Source organism: Pseudomonas aestiva (genome assembly GCF_039908605.1).
Classification (GTDB): domain Bacteria; phylum Pseudomonadota; class Gammaproteobacteria; order Pseudomonadales; family Pseudomonadaceae; genus Chryseomonas; species Chryseomonas aestiva.
On the sequence record NZ_CP150916.1, the window covers coordinates 4,565,392 to 4,585,472 of the forward strand.

Annotated in this window: 17 protein-coding genes; 7 read left to right on the top strand and 10 right to left on the bottom strand. The window is 66.0% G+C overall.

Going from position 1 to position 20,081, the window contains the following annotated elements; translation table 11 throughout:
• Positions 1-21: 21 nt before the first annotated feature.
• From AABM56_RS21155 to AABM56_RS21190, 8 genes are all read right to left on the bottom strand, one after another.
• Complete coding sequence (locus AABM56_RS21155; RefSeq protein ID WP_133861963.1) at positions 22-1,218, bottom strand: hybrid sensor histidine kinase/response regulator; 1,197 nt, start codon at positions 1,216-1,218, stop codon at positions 22-24.
• On the bottom strand, positions 1,211-1,798 hold the full coding sequence (locus tag AABM56_RS21160) for a chemotaxis protein CheB (protein WP_263259354.1): 588 nt from the start codon (positions 1,796-1,798) through the stop codon (positions 1,211-1,213). Before AABM56_RS21160 ends, AABM56_RS21155 begins: the two co-directional genes overlap by 8 nt.
• 1 nt (position 1,799) lies before the next feature.
• Entirely contained in the window at positions 1,800-2,618 is an 819-nt protein-coding gene (locus AABM56_RS21165; protein ID WP_133861965.1) for a protein-glutamate O-methyltransferase CheR, read from the bottom strand.
• A gap of 3 nt (positions 2,619-2,621) precedes the next feature.
• Positions 2,622-6,170 carry a response regulator gene (locus tag AABM56_RS21170; RefSeq protein WP_133861966.1) on the bottom strand — a complete coding sequence of 1,183 codons (3,549 nt, stop codon included), beginning with the start codon at positions 6,168-6,170 and terminating at the stop codon, positions 2,622-2,624.
• Positions 6,171-6,433: 263 nt separating this feature from the next.
• Positions 6,434-6,592, bottom strand: a complete 159-nt coding sequence (locus AABM56_RS21175) for a YqaE/Pmp3 family membrane protein (protein WP_007159763.1) — start codon at positions 6,590-6,592, stop codon at positions 6,434-6,436.
• A 359-nt stretch (positions 6,593-6,951) separates the two neighbouring features.
• A complete protein-coding gene (locus AABM56_RS21180) occupies positions 6,952-8,721 on the bottom strand; it encodes an acyl-CoA dehydrogenase C-terminal domain-containing protein (protein WP_263259353.1) in 1,770 nt (589 codons plus the stop codon).
• A gap of 186 nt (positions 8,722-8,907) precedes the next feature.
• On the bottom strand, positions 8,908-10,713 hold the full coding sequence (locus tag AABM56_RS21185; RefSeq protein WP_133861968.1) for a phenylacyl-CoA dehydrogenase: 1,806 nt from the start codon (positions 10,711-10,713) through the stop codon (positions 8,908-8,910).
• Between the two features lie 145 nt (positions 10,714-10,858).
• A complete protein-coding gene (locus AABM56_RS21190; RefSeq protein WP_133861969.1) occupies positions 10,859-11,182 on the bottom strand; it encodes a thioredoxin family protein in 324 nt (107 codons plus the stop codon).
• A 164-nt stretch (positions 11,183-11,346) separates the two neighbouring features.
• Between AABM56_RS21190 and AABM56_RS21195 the strand changes: the two genes are divergently transcribed.
• Both AABM56_RS21195 and AABM56_RS21200 read left to right on the top strand, forming a co-directional pair.
• Entirely contained in the window at positions 11,347-12,681 is a 1,335-nt protein-coding gene (locus AABM56_RS21195) for an MFS transporter (RefSeq protein WP_133861970.1), read from the top strand.
• 71 nt (positions 12,682-12,752) lie between these two features.
• Entirely contained in the window at positions 12,753-13,175 is a 423-nt protein-coding gene (locus AABM56_RS21200) for a DUF1810 domain-containing protein (RefSeq protein WP_133861971.1), read from the top strand.
• Here AABM56_RS21200 and AABM56_RS21205 read toward each other — a convergent pair.
• A complete protein-coding gene (locus AABM56_RS21205; RefSeq protein ID WP_133861972.1) occupies positions 13,172-13,759 on the bottom strand; it encodes a cupin domain-containing protein in 588 nt (195 codons plus the stop codon). The genes AABM56_RS21200 and AABM56_RS21205 overlap by 4 nt on opposite strands.
• 69 nt (positions 13,760-13,828) lie before the next feature.
• A complete protein-coding gene (locus AABM56_RS21210; RefSeq protein WP_133861973.1) occupies positions 13,829-14,530 on the bottom strand; it encodes an alpha/beta fold hydrolase in 702 nt (233 codons plus the stop codon).
• A gap of 112 nt (positions 14,531-14,642) precedes the next feature.
• Between AABM56_RS21210 and AABM56_RS21215 the strand changes: the two genes are divergently transcribed.
• The 5 genes from AABM56_RS21215 to rarD all read left to right on the top strand — a co-directional run bounded on the left by AABM56_RS21215 (position 14,643) and on the right by rarD (position 20,032).
• Positions 14,643-14,939: a hypothetical protein gene (locus tag AABM56_RS21215; RefSeq protein WP_133861974.1), complete on the top strand. Its 297-nt coding sequence runs from the start codon at positions 14,643-14,645 to the stop codon at positions 14,937-14,939.
• Positions 14,940-14,997: 58 nt separating this feature from the next.
• On the top strand, positions 14,998-15,735 hold the full coding sequence (locus tag AABM56_RS21220) for a ComF family protein (protein ID WP_263259352.1): 738 nt from the start codon (positions 14,998-15,000) through the stop codon (positions 15,733-15,735).
• Positions 15,736-15,801: 66 nt separating this feature from the next.
• Positions 15,802-17,691 (top strand): PhoX family phosphatase, encoded by a 1,890-nt coding sequence (locus tag AABM56_RS21225; protein ID WP_273862389.1) that lies wholly within the window; start codon positions 15,802-15,804, stop codon positions 17,689-17,691.
• Positions 17,692-17,801: 110 nt separating this feature from the next.
• Positions 17,802-18,776, top strand: a complete 975-nt coding sequence (locus AABM56_RS21230) for a serine/threonine protein kinase (RefSeq protein ID WP_133861977.1) — start codon at positions 17,802-17,804, stop codon at positions 18,774-18,776.
• A 335-nt stretch (positions 18,777-19,111) separates the two neighbouring features.
• Positions 19,112-20,032, top strand: a complete 921-nt coding sequence (gene rarD / locus AABM56_RS21235; protein ID WP_263259350.1) for an EamA family transporter RarD — start codon at positions 19,112-19,114, stop codon at positions 20,030-20,032.
• The last annotated feature ends 49 nt before the right edge of the window (positions 20,033-20,081 follow it).

The window sequence follows — 20,081 nt, forward strand, 5'->3', positions numbered from 1 at the left end:
CTGGGGTCCTGTCAATGCTGCCTAGGTCGGCAGGCAGGGCAGCCGCAGGCGGAAGGTCGCGCCCTGCCCGGCGATGCTTTCCACGTGCAGGCTGCCATGGTGCGCCTTGACGATCTGGTCGGCGATATAGAGGCCCAGGCCCAGGCCGGCGATGTTCTCGGTGCCGCTGGCGCGCTCGAACTGGCGGAAGATCAGCGCCTGGTGCTCCACCGGGATGCCGATGCCATGGTCCTTGACGCTCAACTCCACGTCGGCACCATCGCTGCGCAGGGAAATCTCCACCGGACGCCCGGCGCCGTATCTCATGGCGTTGGTCAGCAGGTTGGTGATCACCTGCTCGATGCGGAATTCATCCCAGTAACCGGGCGCCGGGCCTTCCGCGTGCAGCTCCACCGGGCAACCGGCGGCGGCGAATTGCGAGGCGAAGCTGTCGACCACGGTGTTGACCAGGGCGGCGAGGTCGCACTGCGAGGGGCGGATGGACAGCTTGCCGGTGCGGATCCGCGAGATGTCGAGCATGTCGTCGATCAGGTGCACCAGGCGCTGGATCTGCCGCTCGTCGCGCTCGGCCATGCCGGCCAGCTTGTCGGGGGTGAAGGCCTCCAGCTTGCCCTTGTCCAGGTACATGCGGCGCAGCTGGGCTTCGAGCATCAGGGTGTTGAGCGGCGTCTTGAGCTCGTGGGAGACCATGGACATGAAGTCGTCACGGGTACGGACCGCCTGCTGCAGCTCGACTTGGGTCTGGCGCAATTCGGCGAGCAGGATCTCCTGCTCCTGGCGACTCTGCTCCAGGGCCACCAATTGCTCGGCCAAGCGTTTGCGGTGCCAGTAGAGATCGACGAAGACCCGGGTCTTGCTCTTGACCGCATGGACATCGAGGGGCTTGTGCAGGAAGTCCACCGCACCGCTCTCGTAGCCCTTGAAGGCGTAGTTGAGGTCGCGGCCGGCGGCGCTGACGAAGACGATGGGGATGTGCCGGGTCTTTTCCAGGCCGCGCATCATCTCCGCCAGTTCGAAGCCGTTCATGCCCGGCATCTGCACATCGAGGATCGCCAGGGCGAATTCGTGCATCAGCAGGAGCTCCAGCGCGGCCTCCGCAGAGCTGGCCTGGAAGATCTCCAGCGCCTCGCTGCGCAGCAGGGCTTCCAGTGCCAGGAGATTTTCCGGCAGGTCGTCTACGAGCAGGAGCTTCGCCTGCTCGACGGGTACTTCAGCCATGGTCGCGTTCCAGCTCGATGAGCAATAGATGGATGCCCGGCACATCCAGCACGAAATCCGGGTGGAATCTCTTTAGCGCCGCCTCGGGCATGGTCGGCACCTCGGCCGACTGCGGCGACTGGACGACGGTGACCGCTCCATTCTGAGCCAGGGCGTACAGGCCGCTGGCGCCGTCTTGGTTGGCGCCGGTGAGCAGGATGCCGCAGACCTGCTCGCCCAGGGCATCGGCCGCGCTTTCGAACAAGACATCGATGGACGGCCGGGAAAACTGCACCGGCTCGTCGCGTGACAGCGACAGGGTGAAGTCGTCCTCCACCAGCAGGTGATAGCCCGGCGGCGCGAAATACAGGCTGCCCGGCAGTATAGCGTCCTTGTCCTCGGCTTCGCGTACCCGCAAGGCCAGTCGCTGCTGAAACAGCTCGGCCAGGCGCGAATTGCGATCGTCCGGCAGGTGCAGCACCACCGCCAGCGGCAGGCGAAAACTGGCCGGCAGGGTCGAAAGCAGGCGCAGCAGCACCTGCAGCCCGCCGGCAGAGGCTCCGATGACAATGAGGCGCAACGGCTTCAGGGGCGGGAACATGCTAGAGCCTGCGGAACAGCCGTTCCTGCTTCACCACCGGCTCGAAGTGGCTGGCGTAGGCGGAGAAGTCCAGCGACTCCTTGCTGCCCAGGCCGAGAAAGCCGCGGTGGCTCAGGGACTCGTGAAACAGGCCGAGCGCCCGATTCTGCAGATTCTTGTTGAAGTAGATGAGCACGTTGCGGCAGGACACCAGCTGCGTCTCGGAAAAGACGCTGTCGGTGGCCAGGCTGTGGTCGGCGAAGGTCACGTTGGCGATCAGCGACTTGTCGAACAGGGCGCCGTCGTAGGCCGCGGTGTAATAGTCGGAAAACGCTCGGGTGCCGCCGGCCTTCTGGTAGCTGGCGGTGTAGGCGCGCATCCGCTCCAGCGGAAAGATGCCCTGGCGAGCCTTTTCCATGGAGCGCGGATTGATGTCGGTGGCATAGAAGAGCGTACGGTCGAGCAGCCCTTCCTCCTGGAACAGGATGGCCATGGAGAAGACTTCCTCGCCGGTGCTGCAGCCGGCGATCCATACCTTGAGCGAGGGATAGGTACGCAAGACCGGCACCACCTGCTGGCGCAGGGCGAGGAAGTAGCCCGGATCGCGAAACATCTCGCTCACCGGGATGGTGATGAATTGCAGCAGCTCGGCGAACAGCGCCGGATCACGCAGGACCCGCTCCTGCAGCATAGAGATGCTCGGGCAGTCGAAGCGCGTCAGCGCCTGCAGCACCCGCCGCTTGAGCGAGGCCTTAGAGTAATTGCGGAAGTCGTGGCTGTATCTCAGGAAGATGCCTTCCAGCAGCAACCTCAGCTCGATGTCCTGCAGCCGTTCGCTCATGACCTACAGCCGCTCCAGCGACGGCATCCAGACACGGATCAGCGAGAACAGCCGGTCCAGGTCGATGGGTTTGGCCAGGTAGTCGCTGGCACCGGCGGCGAGGCAGCGCTCCTGGTCATCCTTCATGGCCTTGGCGGTGATGGCGATGATCGGCAGCTTCTTCATGTGCGGCCGCTTGCGGATCTCGCGCATGGCTTCGTAGCCGTCCATCATCGGCATCATGATGTCCATCAGCACCAGGTCGATGGTGTCGCTGTTGTCGAGCTTCTCCAGCGCTTCCAGGCCGTTGCGGGCGATCTCCACCTTGGCGCCCTTCTGCTCCAGGGCACTGGTAAGGGCGAAGATGTTGCGCACGTCGTCATCTACCAGCAGCAGGGTGCGGCCGTCGAAGGCCTTTTCGCGGCTGCGGGCGCTTTCCAGCATGCGCTGGCGATCGAGCGGCATGTCGGCCTCGATCTTGTGCAGGAACAGGGTCACCTCGTCGAGCAGTCGCTCCGGCGAACGCGCGCCCTTGATGATGATGGAACGCGAATACTTGAGCAGCGCCGCTTCTTCGTCGCGGGTCAGGCTGCGACCGGTGTAGACGATCACCGGCGGGAAGGAGCAGATGTCTTCGCTGGCCATGCGCTGCAGCAGTTCGCCACCTTCCATGTCGGGCAGCTTGAGGTCGATGACCATGCAGTCGTAGACCTCGTCGCGCAGCAGTTCCAGGGCCTGGCTGCCCATCTCCACGGCGGTGATCTCCACATCCACGTCGCCGATCAGCTTGGCGATGCTGTCGCGCTGCAGGGCATCGTCTTCCACCAGCAGCACCCGCTTGATGCCGGCGGCGAACTTGGCTTCCAGCCGGGTGAAGGCCTCACGCAGGTCGTCGCGGGTGGTGGGCTTGATCGCGTAGCCGACCGCACCCATGTGCATGGCGGTCTCGATGCGATCCGAGGCCGAGACCACGTGCACCGGGATGTGCCGGGTCAGGGGATTTTCCTTGAGGCGCTCCAGCACCGTGAGACCGGAATGGTCCGGCAGTCCCATGTCCAGCAGGATGGCGTCGGGGCGGTACTCCAGCGCCGCGGCGAAGCCTTCCTCGGCGCGGTGGGCGATCAGGCAGCTGTACTTCAGCTCGTGGGCCAGATCGAAGAGGATCTGCGCGAAGGGCACCTCGTCCTCGATCACCAGCACTCGACGATCCGGATAGGGCCAGCTGTCCCGGTCGTCGGCAAAGGCCGACTCCACCGGCGCCGCTGCCTCGGTGACCGGCGGCGCTGCGGGCGGACGCGGGGTAGCGGCCAGGGTGGCGAAAGGCGCAGGTGCTGCAACCGGCGTGGTGGCCTGCGCCGGGGCCATGACCGGCGTCACGACCGGCGTCACCGGCAGACCGGGCGCGGCGGCTTCCTGATACTCCAGTGGCAGGTGCAGGGTGAAGGTACTGCCCTCGCCCGGCTGGCTGGTGACGCCCAGGGCGCCACCCAGCAGCAGCGCCAGGTCGCGGGAAATCGACAGCCCCAAGCCGGTGCCGCCGTAGCGACGGGTAATGGCGCCGTCCGCCTGGCGGAAGGCCTCGAAGATCAGCTCCTGCTGCTCGGCGGCGATGCCGATGCCGGTATCGCTCACGGCGAAGCTGGGCTGGCCGTCTTCCAGCGACAGGCGCAGGGTCACCTGGCCGTGCTCGGTGAACTTAAAGGCGTTGGACAGCAGGTTCTTGAGGATCTGCTCGACCCGCTGGCGATCGCTGAAGAAGGTCGGCGGCATCCGCTCGTCCAGCTCCACCACGAAGGCGACACCCTTGTTCTGGGCCACCGGCTCGAAGGCGGTCTTCAGGGCTTCCACCAGGCGGCGCACGGACATCTGCTCCGGGCGGATCTCCAGCATGCCGGCCTCGACCTTAGAGATGTCGAGGATGTCGTTGATCAGGGTGAGCAGGTCGTTGCCCGCCGAATAGATGGATTCGGCGTAGCGCACCTGCTCGGCACTCAGGTTGCCCACCGGGTTGTCCGCCAGCAGCTTGGACAGGATCAGCGAGCTGTTCAGCGGCGTACGCAATTCGTGGGACATGTTCGCCAGGAATTCGGACTTGTACTGGCTGGCCCGTTCCAGCTCGCGCGCCCGGTCTTCCAGCAGTTGCTGGGCTTCGTTGAGGCGATTGTTGCGGTCGTCCAGCACGTCGCGCTGCTGCAGCAGTTCCTGGGCCTGCTCGGAGAGTTGCTCGTTGGTCTGCTCAAGTTCGGCCTGCTGCTGCTCCAGATGAACCTGGGATTCCTTGAGCGCCTGGGACTGTTCTTCCAGCTCTTCGTTGGCGGTGCGCAGTTCTTCCTGCTGTACCTGGAGTTCTTCGTTGAGTTGCTGGGTTTCCGCCAGCACCTGCTGCAGCCGCTGGCGATAGCGCGCGGCCTCCACCGAAGAGCCGATGGAATCGGCGATCAGGGTCAGCAATTCTTCGTCCTGCGGACGCAGGGCGCGCAGGAAGCCCAGTTCGACCACACCATTCACCCGGCCATCGTTCTCGATGGGCACGATGAGCGCCGCGCTGGCCTGGCGCTCGCCCAGCGCCGAATTGACCTTGAGGTAGTCGAGGGGCAACTGGTCTAGCGCCATTAGGCGACCGTCCAGCACGGCCTGCCCGGCAAGACCTTCGCCCGGCGCCAGGCGCTGGCGACGGCGACGACCCTCGTCGTCGAGGGCGTAGTCGGCGACGCGCTCCAGGCTGCCGTCGTCGAGCCGTACATAGAGGGCACCGGCCGCGGCACCGAGATAGCGCGCCAGGAATTGCAGGATGCTTTGCCCCAGCGGCGCCAGCGTCGCCTGACCGATGACCGCTTCCGACAGCTGATTCTGGCCGGAGCGGAACCAGCTCTGTCGCTCAAGATTATCGGTGTGCTCGGCCTGTTGATCGAGCAGCCGGGTGTAGGTCGCGGAAAGCCGCATGAGTTCGCGGCGACCAAAGAAGGCCATGATGCCCGACAGCAGCAGGCTGACGACGAGGAAGGCCGCCACGAACACCACCGTCATGCGGCTGGCCGTCGCGGTACGCTCGGCGCGCATCTGCTCTTCGTAGGCGATGAAGTCGGTGTAGTCGCGGCGGATGCTGTCGATACGATTCTTGCCCTGGCCATCGCTCAGGGGGGTCTGGAAATCCCCCCCGGTGCGGCGCGCCTCGATCACCTGGCTGGCGTATTGGCGCCACTCTCGGTGTACCGCTTCGATCCGCTCCAGTCGGCGGATCTGCACGGCGCTGTCGCTGACCAGGTTCTTCAACTCATCCAGTTGCGGCTCGACATTGGGCAGGGCGCGCTCATAGGGCTGCAGGAACGCGGTGTTGCCGCTCAGCAGATAGCCGCGCATCCCGGTTTCCAGATCGACCACCAGGCGGAAGTTGGCGTTGGCCTCGCTGATGACACGGTCGGTGTGCTCGACCCACTGGGTGACCTTCAGCAGGTAATAGATGATGGCGATGAAGAAGATCGCGCTGAAGACACCGATGCTCAGCGGCAGGGAAAGATTGCGCTTGAGGATCTGGCTGAAGTGCTTCTGATCGAGGGGCGACTCGCGATTCATGGGGTCTGAAAGCCTTGTACGGGACAAAACGGTCGGCGACGGCAAAGCCTCGGCCTGCGGGGGGGTGTCGTCACTGACCGTGGCGCAACCGACGGTCGATCAAGGATATCGACACGGGTTGGCCGAAAGGCCTCGAACAGGACCATGGAAGGCGCATCCGCCTAGCACGGACGCTTGCCCTCCGGCCCCTTTCGCTCCGGTCGGCGCTGACCCTCGGGTCAGCCAGGCGATCGCGGCATTCGGGCCGCGATCAGACCGCTGGTTCAGCGACGGGCAATCACCCAGACGGCATGGATGATACCCGGAATGTAACCCAGCAGCGTCAGCAGGATGTTCAGCCAGAAGGCGCCGCCGAAGCCGACCTGAAGGAAGACGCCCACGGGTGGCAGGATGATGGCGAAGATGAGGCGGATGAGGTCCATTTCAGGCTCCAGTAGTGGGCAGGCAAGAAGATGCCTCTAAGACTGGCAGGGCCTGAATCAGGTTCCGGCAGGCAATAAAAAACCCCGCCGAAGCGGGGTTTCGCAGACTTAACCCGACATCCTTGTCAGGCCGCCAATCCTTGGCCATCTATCCCTGTAAGTCTCTGCCCGACATCCGTGCCGGGGGGCCATCCTGGCCATATTTCCTTGAAATCATCTGGAGCGCTGGGTACATCCTGTACCGCGATCCGATGGGTGTAGATTACGCAGCTATCAGAGACTAGGCGATGGCTTATCGCGGCGACGTGGTGTAAGCCAAAGCTTACACGACATGGCTTTTTACCTTGCTGGTCAACAGCTTAGAACGCCTCCTCGGCCAGGGCGTAGAGCGGCTGGGCGCCACTGCGCACGGCCGCAGCCAGGCTCAGGGTGCGCGGTAGCAGACGAGCGAAATAGAAACGCGCAGTGGCCAGCTTGGCTTCGGCGAAGGTCGCCTCCTGATCCGCCGCAGCGGCCGCCCCCCGGGCCCAGAGGTAGCCATAGGCGACATAGCCGAACAGGTGCAGGTAGTCCACCGAGGCTGCCCCCAGTTCGTGGGGATCGCTGGCGCCGGCCTGCAGCAGCCATTCGGTCGCCCCGTCCAGCTGATCCAGCGCCTGGCGCAGGGGTGCGGCGAATTCATTGTCCGCCGGCAGACCGCTCAGATAGCCATGGACCTCTTCACTGAAGGGCCGGTAGAGAGCACCGCGGCTGCCGGCCAGCTTGCGGCCGACCAGGTCGAGGGCCTGGATGCCGTTGGTGCCTTCGTAGATCTGGGTGATGCGCACGTCGCGCACCAGCTGCTCCTGGCCCCATTCACGGATGTAGCCATGACCGCCGAACACCTGCTGACCGGCGACGCAGAGTTCCAGGCCGAGATCGGTGAGGAAGCCCTTGGCCACCGGGGTGAGCAGCGCCACCAGGGCCTCGGCTCGCTCGCGCTCGGTCGGTTCGGGACTGTACTTGGCGGTGTCGAGCTGCAGGGCGACATAGCTGGAGAACAACCGGCCGCCTTCGTTCAGGGCCTTCATGGTCAGCAGCATGCGCCGCACATCGGGATGGACGATGATGGGATCGGCGTTCTTGGCGGCCTGCTGGATGCCGGCCGGCGAACGACTCTGCAGGCGCTCGCGGGCATAGGCCAGGGCATTCTGGTAGGAGCGCTCGCTCGAACCCAGGCCCTGGATGCCGACGCCCAGGCGCTCGTAGTTCATCATGGTGAACATGGCGGCCAGGCCCTTGTTGACCTCGCCCACCAGGTAGCCGACCGCGCCGTCGAAGTTCATCACGCAGGTGGCGGCGCCCTTGATGCCCATCTTGTGTTCCAGCGAACCACAGGCCACGGCGTTGCGCGCGCCCAGGGCACCCGCCTCGTCCACCAGGATCTTGGGCACCAGGAACAGCGAGATGCCCCGGGAACCAGCGGGGGCATCGGGCAGCTTGGCCAGCACCAGATGGATGATGTTCTCGGTGAGGTCGTGCTCGCCGGCGGTGATGAAGATCTTTGTGCCGGTGACCCGGTAGCTGCCGTCGATCTGGGGCTCGGCGCGGGTGCGGATCAGGCCCAGGTCGGTACCGGCATGGGGCTCGGTCAGGCACATGGAGCCGGCCCACTGGCCGCTGTAGAGGTTGGGCAGATAGGCCTGCTTCAGTTCTGCGCTGCCATGGGCGTGCAGGGCCAGGCAGGCACCGGCGCTGAGCATCGGATAGAGGCCGAAGGCCAGGCAGCTGGCGTGCATCATTTCCTCGACCTGGGCGGTGAGCACCTTGGGCATGCCCATGCCGCCGTATTCGGGATCGCCACCGACCCCGACCCAGCCGCCTTCGGCAAAGGCCTGGTAAGCCTGGCGGAAGCCCTGGGGCGTGGTGACCTCGCCGTTTTGCCAGTGGCAGCCTTCCTCATCGGAATTGCGATTGAGTGGCGCCAGTTCCTGGGCGCACAGCTTGCCGGCTTCTTCGAGGATGGCATCGGCGGTCTCGCCGTCCACCACTTCGGCCAGGGCAGGCCACTGACTCCAGCGGTCCTTGACCTTGAGGACGGCATCCAGCACGAAACGGATATCGCGAAGCGGCGGGGTGTAGTCAGCCATGTCGAGTCTCCTCGGAAGGTGTTCTTGTCGGTATGACCCGAGTGTAAGACCGAACCGGAAGGGAGACATAGGTTCATGATCTGACCTGGCGGTCAGCCGATCGGAGGTCTGCAACGGCTGGATTTTCGCGCCCGCGAAAAAGCGAAAACCCCGCCGGAGCGGGGTTTTCAGTGGAGCTGCGACGGCTTAGTAGCCGAGGGCGAAGTCTTCCTCGGCCAGGGCCATCAGGCTGCCGGCGCCGGCCAGCAGCGCTTCGGCGTGGGCGCGGGTACGGGGCAGCAGGCGCTCATAGTAGAAGCGCGCGGTGGCCAGCTTGGCCTGGTAGAAGGCGGCCTCGTCGGTGCCGGCGGCCAGCTTCTCGGTCGCGACCCGGGCCATGTCCGCCCAGAAGTAGGCCAGGCAGACATATCCGGAGTACATCAGGTAGTCGACAGCGGCGGCACCCACCTCCTCGCGATCCTTCATGGCGGCCATGCCGACCTTGAGGGTGAGCTCGCCCCACTCCTTGTTCAGCTTGGCCAGCGGCTCGACGAAGGTCTTGAGTTCGGCGTTTTCGGCATTGGCCTGGCAGAACTTGTGCACCACCTTGGTGAAGGCCTTGAGCGATTCACCCTGGGTCATCAGCACCTTGCGACCCAGCAGGTCGATGGCCTGGATGCCGGTGGTGCCCTCGTAGAGCATGGCGATACGCGCATCGCGCAGGTTCTGCTCCATGCCCCATTCGGCGATGTAGCCGTGGCCACCATAGATCTGCACACCGTGGCTGGCCGCCTCGAAACCCACCTCGGTCATAAAGGCCTTGGCGATGGGGGTGAGGAAGGCCATCTGGGTCTCGACCTGCTGCTTCTGCTCCTCGTCCTGGCTGTACTTGAGGATATCCACCAGCTTGGCGGTGTAGTAGATCATCGCCCGGCTGCCCTCGGCGAAGGCCTTCATGGTCAGCAGCATGCGGCGCACGTCGGGGTGCACGATGATGGGATCGGCGGGCTTCTCGGGGGCCTTGGGACCGGTCAGGGATCTCATCTGCAGCCGCTCGCGGGCGTACTTCAGACCGCCCTGGAAGGCCACCTCGGCGTGGGCCAGGCCCTGCAGGGCGGTGCCGATGCGGGCGAAGTTCATGAAGGTGAACATGCAGTTCAAACCGCGATTCGGCGGGCCGATCAGGAAGCCGGTAGCGCCATCGAAGTTCATCACGCAGGTGGCGTTGCCGTGGATGCCCATCTTGTGTTCGAGGGAACCACAGTGCACGGCGTTGCGCTCGCCGGCCGCGCCGCTGGCGTCGGGCAGGCGCTTGGGCACGATGAACAGCGAGATGCCCTTGGTGCCGGCGGGGGCGTCGGGCAGACGGGCCAGCACGATGTGGACAATGTTCTCGGCCATGTCGTGTTCACCGGCGGAGATGAAGATCTTGGTGCCGGTGATGGCGTAGCTGCCGTCCGCGCGCGGCTCGGCCTTGGTGCGCAGCATGCCCAGGTCGGAACCGCAGTGGGGTTCGGTCAGGCACATGGTGCCGGTCCATTCGCCGGTCACCAACTTTTCCAGGTAGGTGTGCTTCTGCTCGTCGGTGCCGTGCTGCTCCAGGGTGTTCATGGCGCCGTGGGACAGGCCGGGGTACATGCCCCAGGACCAGTTGGCCTGGCCGACCATTTCCGACAGGGAGATGCCGAGGGACTCGGGCAGGCCCTGGCCACCGTGGGCCGGGTTGTGCGCCAGGCTCGGCCAGCCGCCCTCGACGAACTGGGCATAGGCTTCCTTGAAGCCATCGGGGGTCTTCACCCCCTCTTCGCTCCAGGTGCAGCCCTGCTGGTCGCCGATGCGATTGAGCGGCGCCAGCACCTGTTCGCAGAACTTGGCACCTTCTTCGAGGATGGCGGAGACCATGTCGGGAGTGGCGTCGCCGCAACCGGGCAGGCTCTGGTAGTGCGCGTCATAGCCCAGGAGTTCGTCGCGAACGAAGCGGATGTCCCGCAGGGGGGCTTTGTAATCGGGCATGACTGTTACCTCTTTGCGAATGCTTGTTGTCGAGGGTGGCGGCAGCGTCGCTGCAGACCTTCCGCCAGGGTGTTTAAACAGTTGTTTGAAACTAATGTTCCAGGCCTGCCCTGTCAAGCGTGGCGAGGACGAGTGGAACGACCGGTCAGTCCGCTTCGGCCAGGGCTTCGCGCAGGGCTGCCGCCGCCGTCGGGCGCACCAGCCGCGCCAGTTCCTGGCCGTCCTTGAAGAGGATCAGCGTAGGCCAGAGCTTGACGCGAAAGGAGCGTCCCAGGCGGCGGCCGGGGCCGTCCTCGATCTTGAGATGGCGCACGCCGGGGTAGTCCGCGAGCGCCGTGGCCAGCAGCGGCTGGGCGGCACGACAGTGGCCGCACCAGGGTGCGCCGAACTCCAGCAGGGTGACACCGGGCAGGGCGTCGACATCGGTGCGGGCGGGCTCCTTTTCCGCATAGGTGGTCGTCATGGTCATGGCGGGGCTCCTGAAGTCGGTTCCAACGGTGGACAAGTCGCTGGCGGGACTGCTCGGTCACGGGAAAAGGATTAGGGTGGAAGCTGCGGTACGCCCCGATCTCTCGACAATAAAACAAGGCGCTCCATTTCTGCCTCCGTCTCCGCCCTTTCCCGAGGCCCGCCATGAGCCAGACAGCGACTTCCGTTTCACCCGCCACCCTGCGCAAGGTCATCTCCGCCGCGTCCATCGGCAATTTCGTCGAATGGTTCGATTTCGCCCTTTATGGCTTTCTCGCCACCCTGATCGCCGCGCACTTCTTCCCCAGTGGCGATGCCACCGCCGGGCTGCTCAAGACCTTTGCCGTCTTCGCCGTGGCCTTCGCCTTCCGGCCGCTGGGCGGTATCGTCTTCGGCCTGCTGGGTGACCGTATCGGCCGTAAACGGGTCCTGGCGCTGACCATCCTGATCATGGCCGGCGCCACGGCCCTGATCGGCATCCTGCCCAGCTACGCCACCATCGGCATCTGGGCACCGATCCTGCTGACGCTGATCCGTTGCGCTCAGGGCTTTTCCGCCGGCGGCGAATACGCGGGCGCCTGCGCCTACGTGATGGAGCATTCGCCGCGCGATAGACGCGGGCGCTATGGCAGCTTCGTGCCGGTCTCGACCTTTCTCGCCTTCGCCAGCGCGGCCCTGACCGCCTGGGGCCTGGAGCGGCTGCTGGGCGCCGCCACCATGGCCGACTGGGGCTGGCGCATTCCCTTCCTGGCCGCCGCGCCGCTGGGTCTGATCGGCCTCTACCTGCGGCTGAAGCTGGACGAGACCCCGGCCTTCCAGGCCCTGGAAGCCGACCATGAGGTCAGCCATTCGCCGCTGGGCGAGACGCTCAGGCTGCAGGGCCGTTCCATCCTGCGCCTGGGCGCCTTCATTTCGCTGACGGCGCTGTCCTTCTATATGTTCACCACCTACTTCTCCACCTACCTGCAGCTGGCTGGCGGCTTCGACCGGGCCGCGGCGCTGGCCATCAGCCTGATCACCCTGTTCGCCGCCGCAGCCGCCTGCCCGGTGCTGGGACGTGTCACCGACCGCATCGGTCGGCGCATGACCACGGTGTTGGCCAGCCTGGTCCTGGCGGTGGGCGTCTATCCGGCGCTGCTGCTGGCCAGTAGCGGCCAGTTCGGCAGCGCCCTGCTGGGTTCGCTGCTGCTGGGCGCCGGAGCGGTACTGTGCAACGTGGTGACGGCGCCGCTGCTCAGCGAGGTCTTCCCGACCCGCACGCGCTACACCGCCGGCGCCATCACCTACAACCTGGCCTACACCATCTTCGGCGGCACCGCCCCGCTGATGGCGACCTGGCTGATCGGCGCCACCGGCAGCAACCTCTCGCCAGCGCTCTACCTGATCCTGATCGCCCTGCTGGGCCTGGTCGGTGGCCTGAGCCTGCCGGAGACCTCCCGGATCGACCTGGACAACGTCAGCGAAGGCGGCGAGGTCAGCTATCGCGCGGTGCGCAGCTAGACCGCTCGTCTCGTGACCGGCACTTCCTCCGGGTCCGTCTGCCGATAGGCAAAAGGCCCGGAGTTTCCCCCATGCCCGCCACCCACGATCTGCAACGCTTCCTCGACGCCCAGGCAGGCACCTATGCCACCGCCCTGGCGGAAATCCGCGCCGGGCGCAAGCGCAGCCACTGGATGTGGTTCATCTTTCCGCAGATCCAGGGACTGGGTCGTAGCGAAACGGCACGCCACTACGCCATTGCCTCCCGCGACGAGGCCAGTGCCTACCTCGCACATCCGCTGCTGGGATCGCGCCTGCGGGAGATCACCGCGGCGGCGCTGGAGCATCCGGAGCTGTCCGCGACCGCGCTGTTCGGGCAACCGGACGATCTCAAGTTCCACTCTAGCCTCACCCTCTTCGCCGCCGTGGCCGAAGATCCCGAGCCCTTTCGCCAGGCGCTGAAGACCTTTTTCGCCGGTCAGCCCGACGAGGCCACCCTGACCCGCCTCTGCTAGCGCCAGAACGCCGGCAGTGCGCCCTCGCGCCCGGTCACCGGATCGCTTGCCGGCAAGGACACCCCGGCGATCAGTCCGACCGAGCGGGCGTGGGCGGCCGGATCGGCGCGCTGGGTGATGAAGTCCTGCTGATCGGGCGGATAGGCGCCGACCACCAGGAAATCTGCGCTGGACTGCAGGTTGCGGTGGCCGGTGCCCGCCGGTAGCACCACCACATCGCCCGCGCTCACCTCCACATCCTGCCCCTGCTCGCCACCCAGGCGCAGGATAGCCCGACCGCGCGCCACGCCCAGCACTTCATGGGCATTGGGATGATAGTGATGGTAGCTATAGACGCCGTAGCGCCATTGCGGCGGCCAGGCGTTGTCGGCGAACAGTCGCTCCAGCGCCGCCGCGCGGTCGGTCCCTTCCAGAGGAACCTGGCGATAGAGCAGCACGGGCAGGCGGCTATTGGGAATGACGCCGTCGTCGGCGAAATGCAGCTGCTCGGGCTGACCGGCCCCCACTGGCGCGGCCAGGGCCACGGTGGTGGGGGCGAGCCCCAGCACCAGGGAGAGGATGGACAGTGATGGGCGATGCGCCATGCGGGACTCCAGGGGGCTTTGCCAATGGAGGCCCGCCTGCCGCCGGGGTTCAGCGTCCGCGACGAGGGGTCAGGCCAGCCACTCCCGCAACAGTGCCGTGGTCCGTTCCGGCAGCTCCAGTGGCGGCAGGTGGCCGCAGTCGTCCAGCACCACCAGATGCGAGCCCTGGATGCCGGCCGCCATGAGTTCGGCTTCGGCAGGCGGGGTGAGTTGATCCTGGGCGCCGACCACGATGAGGGTGGGCACCTGGATCTGGGCCAGGGTCGGCCGCGAATCGGGGCGGTCGATGATCGACTGCTGCTGGCGCAGGAAGGCCTCCTTGCCCACCGCCTTGCCCATGGCCAGCACGGTGTCGGCTACCGGCGTGCCCAGGCGCGAGGCATGGATCAGGCGTGGCAGCAGTTGCGGACTGATGCCGAGAAAGCGACCGCGTTCGGCCAGGTCGAGCATGGCGCGACGCTGGGTGGCACGCTCGGGGGTATCCGGGCTGGCCATGGTGTCGAACAGCGCCAGTCGCACTACCCGCTCCGGCGCCTGGCGCAGGATCTCGAAGGCCACATAGCCGCCCATGGACAGGGCGCCTAGGGCGAAACGCGGTGGCGCCTCGGCCAGGACCCGGCGGGCCAGCGCGGCGATGCCAACGTCGCGTGTGAGGTCGGGGATGGACACCGGGCAGGTGTCGGCCAGGTCGGCAGCCTGGGTGGCCCAGAGGCGCTGGTCACAGAGCAGGCCGGGAAGCAGGATCAGGGGTAGCGCGTCGGTAGCTGTCATCACTAAGAACTTGAGAGACACTGCGGAAAACGCGCAGTGTAGCGCGGATCACCAGCGAACCCGGCGGGCTTCGCGGGTTCCAAGGGACATTGCAAAGGATCTGGAAACATCCATGCGTACTGAAGGCTTCTTCGACTGGCTCGGCGCGGCGCTCGGCCAAGTCATCCGTTTCATCATCGACCTGTTCGGCTCGGTCCTGGGCGGCATCGCCGATGCCGTGCACGACTTTCTCCATGGCATGGCGCGCTCCATCGGCATGGACGACTCCTATATCAGCTTCGTGGTCCTGGCCATCGGCCTGCTGCTGCTCTACGCCGCGGTACGGGCCTTCATGGCCCGCTCGATAGTGGGCGGCGTCATCTGGCTGATCCTGGGCCTGATGGTGATGGGCTGGCTGATTCGCGGCTGACTGGTGGCCAGGCCGGCGGCCTGGCACAGTAGGGCTCTCGCTCGGCACGGATGCCGTCATGACCCTACCGTTCTCCTCTGTATTAAAGCGCCACTGGCAACGCCTGCGGCCCGGGACCTACTGCGCCCTCTGCGCCACCTGGCTTCCGCCCGGAATGCCGCTGTGCGAAGGCTGCGACAACGAACTGCCCTGGCTCGGGCCACACTGCCAATGCTGCGCCCTGCCCCTACCGGTAGACGGCCTCCTCTGTGGCAGCTGCCTGGTCAAGCCGCCGGCCTTCGACCAGGTACTGGCGCCCTGGCGCTATGCCTTTCCGGTCGACACCCTGATCAACAGATTCAAGCACCGCGACCAGGGCAGTCTCGGTCGCCTGGCCGGGGCGCTGCTGGCGCGGCATCTGCAGCATCTGTTCGACGAAGGCCAGCCACGCCCGGACTTGCTGCTGCCGGTTCCCCTCTCACCCTTGCGCCTGCGCCAACGCGGCTTCAACCAGGCCGCCCTGCTGGCCAGCTGGCTCGGCAAGACGCTGCAACTGCCGGTGGATGGCAGGTTATTGCAGCGGGTACAGGAGCAACAGAGCCAACAGGGCCTGAGCGCCAACCAGCGGCGGCGCAATCTCAAGCAGGCCTTCGCCCTGGTGAAGGACGCCCAGCTGCAAGGTCGCCACCTGGCCCTGGTAGACGATGTCCTCACCACCGGCGCCACCGCCGACAGCCTGGCGCGCTTGCTCAAGCGCGCCGGCGCCGGGCGGGTCGACGTCTATTGCCTGGCGCGGACGCCACCACCCGGCGACTAGCCATTGTCACCAAAACGTCATTTAGTCTGACTAGCCTCGCCTGCACACCGTGAGGGAGCCATGAGCATGCACAACGACCAGACCGATCTCGAACGCCTCGTCCACTTCAGCCGCCGCCGCTTCATCGGCGCCGGCGCCCTGGCCAGCGCGGCCCTGTTCCTGGGCGGTGGCCTGCTTGGGCGCAGCGCCCTGGCCGACGCCGTCAGCGAGGCCACGGGCAATCCCCTGATCGGCTTCGCCAACATCCCGGCCTCCACCGCCGACACCCTGGTGGTGCCGCCCGGCTATCGCGCCAGCGTGCTCATCAGCTGGGGCCAGCCGCTGCACACCGATGGTCCGGCCTTCCGCCCCGATGGCAGCCCCAGCGCCGCCGACCAGGCGGTGCAATTCGGCGACAACAACGACGGCATGGCCTTCTACCCCTTCCCGGACGATCCGGATCGGGCACTGATGGCGATCAACAACGAATACACCAACTACCGCTACCTGCTCAGCCACGGCACGCCGCCCAAGTCCCTGGAAGACACCCGCAAGGCTCAGGCCGCCGAGGGCGTCTCGGTGATCGAGGTGAAGCGCGTGGACGGCCAATGGCACTTCGTCCAGGGCTCGCCCTACAACCGCCGGGTGCACGGCAACACGCCCATCGCCGTCAGCGGTCCGGCTGCCGGCCACGACCTGCTCAAGACCGCCGCCGACCCGGCCGGACGCGAGGTGCTGGGTACCTTCCAGAATTGCTCCAGCGGCGCCACGCCCTGGCATACCTATCTGACCTGCGAAGAGAACTTCACCGACGTCTTCGGCAGTCGCGATGCCAACCTGAAGTTCGATGCGGCCCAGAAGCGCTACAGCGTCAAGCACGCCAGCGTGGAGAACGACTGGCACCTGCACGACGATCGTTTCGACCTGGCGCAGAATCCCAACGAGCTCAATCGCCACGGCTGGATCACCGAGATCGATCCCTTCGATCCCCAGGCCAAGCCGGTCAAGCGCACCGCCCTGGGTCGTTTCAAACACGAGAACGCCGCCCTTACCCGCACCCGCGATGGCCGCGTAGTGGTCTACATGGGTGACGACGAGCGCGGCGAATTCATCTACAAGTTCGTCAGCCGCGATCGCCTGCAGGACGATCCCAAGGCCAATCGCGAGCTGCTCGATCATGGCACCCTCTATGTCGCCCGCTTCGACGAAGGCGACCGTGATCCGAACCGCCCCAAGGGCCGCGGCCAGTGGCTGCCGCTGGTGCATGGCGAGAACGGCCTCACCGCCGCCAACGGCTTCGCCAGCCAGGCCGAGGTGCTCATCCACGCCCGCCAGGCCGGCACCCAGGTCGGCGCCACGCGCATGGACCGTCCGGAGTGGATCGCCGTCAGCCCCAAGGACGGCCAGGTCTATTGCACCCTGACCAACAACACCAAGCGCGGTGAAGACGGCATGCCAGTGGGCGGCCCCAATCCCCGCGCCAATAACCTCTACGGCCAGATCGTGCGCTGGCGCGAGAGCGACGACGATGCCGCGGCCCTGAGCTTCGACTGGGATCTGTTCGTCATCGCCGGCAATCCCAAGGTACACCCGGGCAAGCCGGAAGCAGGCTCGCAGCAGATCAATGCCGAGAACATGTTCAACAGTCCCGACGGCCTGGGCTTCGACGCTGCCGGCCGTTTGTGGGTGCTCACCGACGGCAAGTACAGCAACAAGGGCGACTACGAGGGCATGGGCAACAATCAAATGCTCTGCGCCGATCCGCGCAGCGGCGAGATGCGCCGCTTCCTGGTCGGCCCTGTCGGTTGCGAGGTCACCGGCCTGGCCTTCTCGCCGGACTACCGGACGATGTTCGTCGGCATCCAGCACCCCGGCGAGGAAGGCGGCTCCCAATTCCCGGAACAACGAGCGGATGGTCAGCCCCGTTCCTCGGTGATGGTCATCAGCCGCGAAGACGGCGGTGTGATCGGCGCCTGACCGGCGAGCGGATAGCGCTCGAGCCTTCGCCATGGGGCTCGGGCATGCGCTAGCATCTCCCGGATGCAGGGTGGCAATCGCCATCGTCCCCCGTGACCGAGGAGCGCGCCATGTCTCATCCGTTCGAAAATCTGAGTCCCGACCTGGTCATCGACGCCATCGAAAGTCTGGGCTATCTCAGCGATGCCCGGGTACTGGCGCTCAACAGCTACGAGAATCGCGTCTATCAGATCGGCATCGAAGCCGAGACCCCGCTGATCGCCAAGTTCTATCGGCCGGATCGCTGGACCGATGCGGCCATTCTGGAAGAGCACGCCTTTTCCGCCGAACTGGAAGAGCGCGAGGTGCCCGTGGTCGCACCCTTGCAGCGCGATGGCCAGACGCTGTTCACCCATGCCGGCTTTCGCTTCGCACTCTTTCCTCGCCGTGGCGGTCGCGCGCCGGAGCCAGGCGATCTCAACCAGCTGCATCGCCTCGGCCAGTTGCTCGGTCGCCTGCATGCGGTGGGCGCCAGCCGACCCTTCCAGCACCGCGAGACGCTGGACGTCCAGGGCTACGGCCATGCCTCTCTGGACACCCTGCTCACCGGCAATTTCATTCCCAAGAGCCTGCTGCCCGCCTATGAATCCGTGGCGCGCGACTTGCTCCTGCGCCTCGACGAACTCTTCGAGAGTGTCAGCTACGACGTCATCCGCCTGCACGGCGACTGCCATCCGGGCAACCTGCTCTGTCGCGATGACGCCTACCATATGGTCGACCTCGACGATTGCCGCCATGGCCCGGCCATGCAGGATCTCTGGATGCTGCTGGCCGGCGATCGCCAGGAGCGGCTGACGCAGTTGTCCGAGCTGATGGACGGCTACGAGGAATTCCACGACTTCCAGCCGCGCGAGCTGGCCCTGATAGAGGGACTGCGCACCCTGCGGCTAATGCACTACAGCGCCTGGCTGGCGCGTCGCTGGGACGATCCGGCCTTTCCCAAGAGCTTTCCCTGGTTTGGCAGCGAACGCTACTGGGGCGACCAGATCCTCACCCTGCGCGAACAGCGCGCTGCGCTGGACGAGGCGCCGTTGCGACTGTTCTAGCCTTTGTGCGACTCAGTGGAAAAGGCTGCGCCGTTTTCCACGCTACAGGCGCCAATGCGCCCTCTCCCCTTGGGAGAGGGCCGGGGTGAGGGCAGGCCCTGCGATGAACTCTTCAATGGAAAAGACTGTGCCGTTTTCCAGGCTACAACACTGATCGCGCCCATGGCCGCGATCCGACAATGCCTGCGGCCTACGCAGCGGCGCACTGCCATGGCCGCGAGGGCGGGATGCCAGCCTGCCAGGGCTGACGACAGGAAGCTCCACCCATTCCGACATCCCGCAGCCCCTTGAGCTATCCTGCCCGGACAAGAAAGTTGCCTGCCTAAGGATCCCTCATGTCTGCCTTGCGCCAGGGTTACGCCCTGGGCCTTACCGCCTACGGGCTGTGGGGCTTGTTTCCGCTGTTCTTCAAACTGCTGGCGGCCCTGCCGGCGACCGAGATCCTGTTCCAGCGCATCCTCTGGTCCGCCCTGTTCAGCGCCCTCCTGCTGCTCGTCTGGCGCCATCGCGGCTGGTGGGCGGAGTTGCGCGCCCACCCGCGACGGCTGCTCTGGCTGGCGGTGTCCGGCGCGCTGGTGGCCTGCAACTGGCTGGTCTATATCTGGGCGGTCAACAACGCCCACGTGGTCGAGGCCAGCCTGGGCTACTACATCAACCCGCTGGTCAACATCCTGCTCGCCCTGGTGATTCTCGGCGAGCGCCTGCGCCCGCTGCAGTGGATCGCCGTGGGCCTGGCGGTGCTGGGCGTGGCCCAGCAGCTGTGGACCCTGGGGCAACTGCCCTGGGTCTCCCTGGCGCTGGCCCTGAGCTTCGCCTTCTATGGCCTGGTGCGGCGGCAGACGCCGGTGGCCGCCCTGCCGGGCATGGTGGTGGAGAGCTGGATGCTGGTGCCGATCGCCCTGGTCGCGCTGCCACTGCTGACCCCGGGGGTGAGCCTGGAGGCCGAGACCTGGCAGTCCTCGCTGGGCCTGCTGATCGTGCTGGCCGGTCCGGTCACCCTGATTCCCCTGCTGTGCTTCAACGCCGCGGCGCGCAAGCTGCCCTATTCGACGCTGGGCTTCCTGCAGTACCTGGCACCGACGCTGGTGCTGATCCAGGCGGTCTGGCTCTATGGCGAGCCCTTCCCCCGTGAGCGGCTGTTCGCCTTCATCTGCATCTGGACGGGCCTGGCCGTGTTCAGCTTCGATCTCTGGCGCGCCAGCCGCAAGCTCAGAGCGGGCGCAAGGGCGCGGGAGCCAGAGGCAGACAGGGCCTAGGCACTTCCCAAGAAAGCCGGGACCGGACAGCAGAACGCCCCTCGCAAGG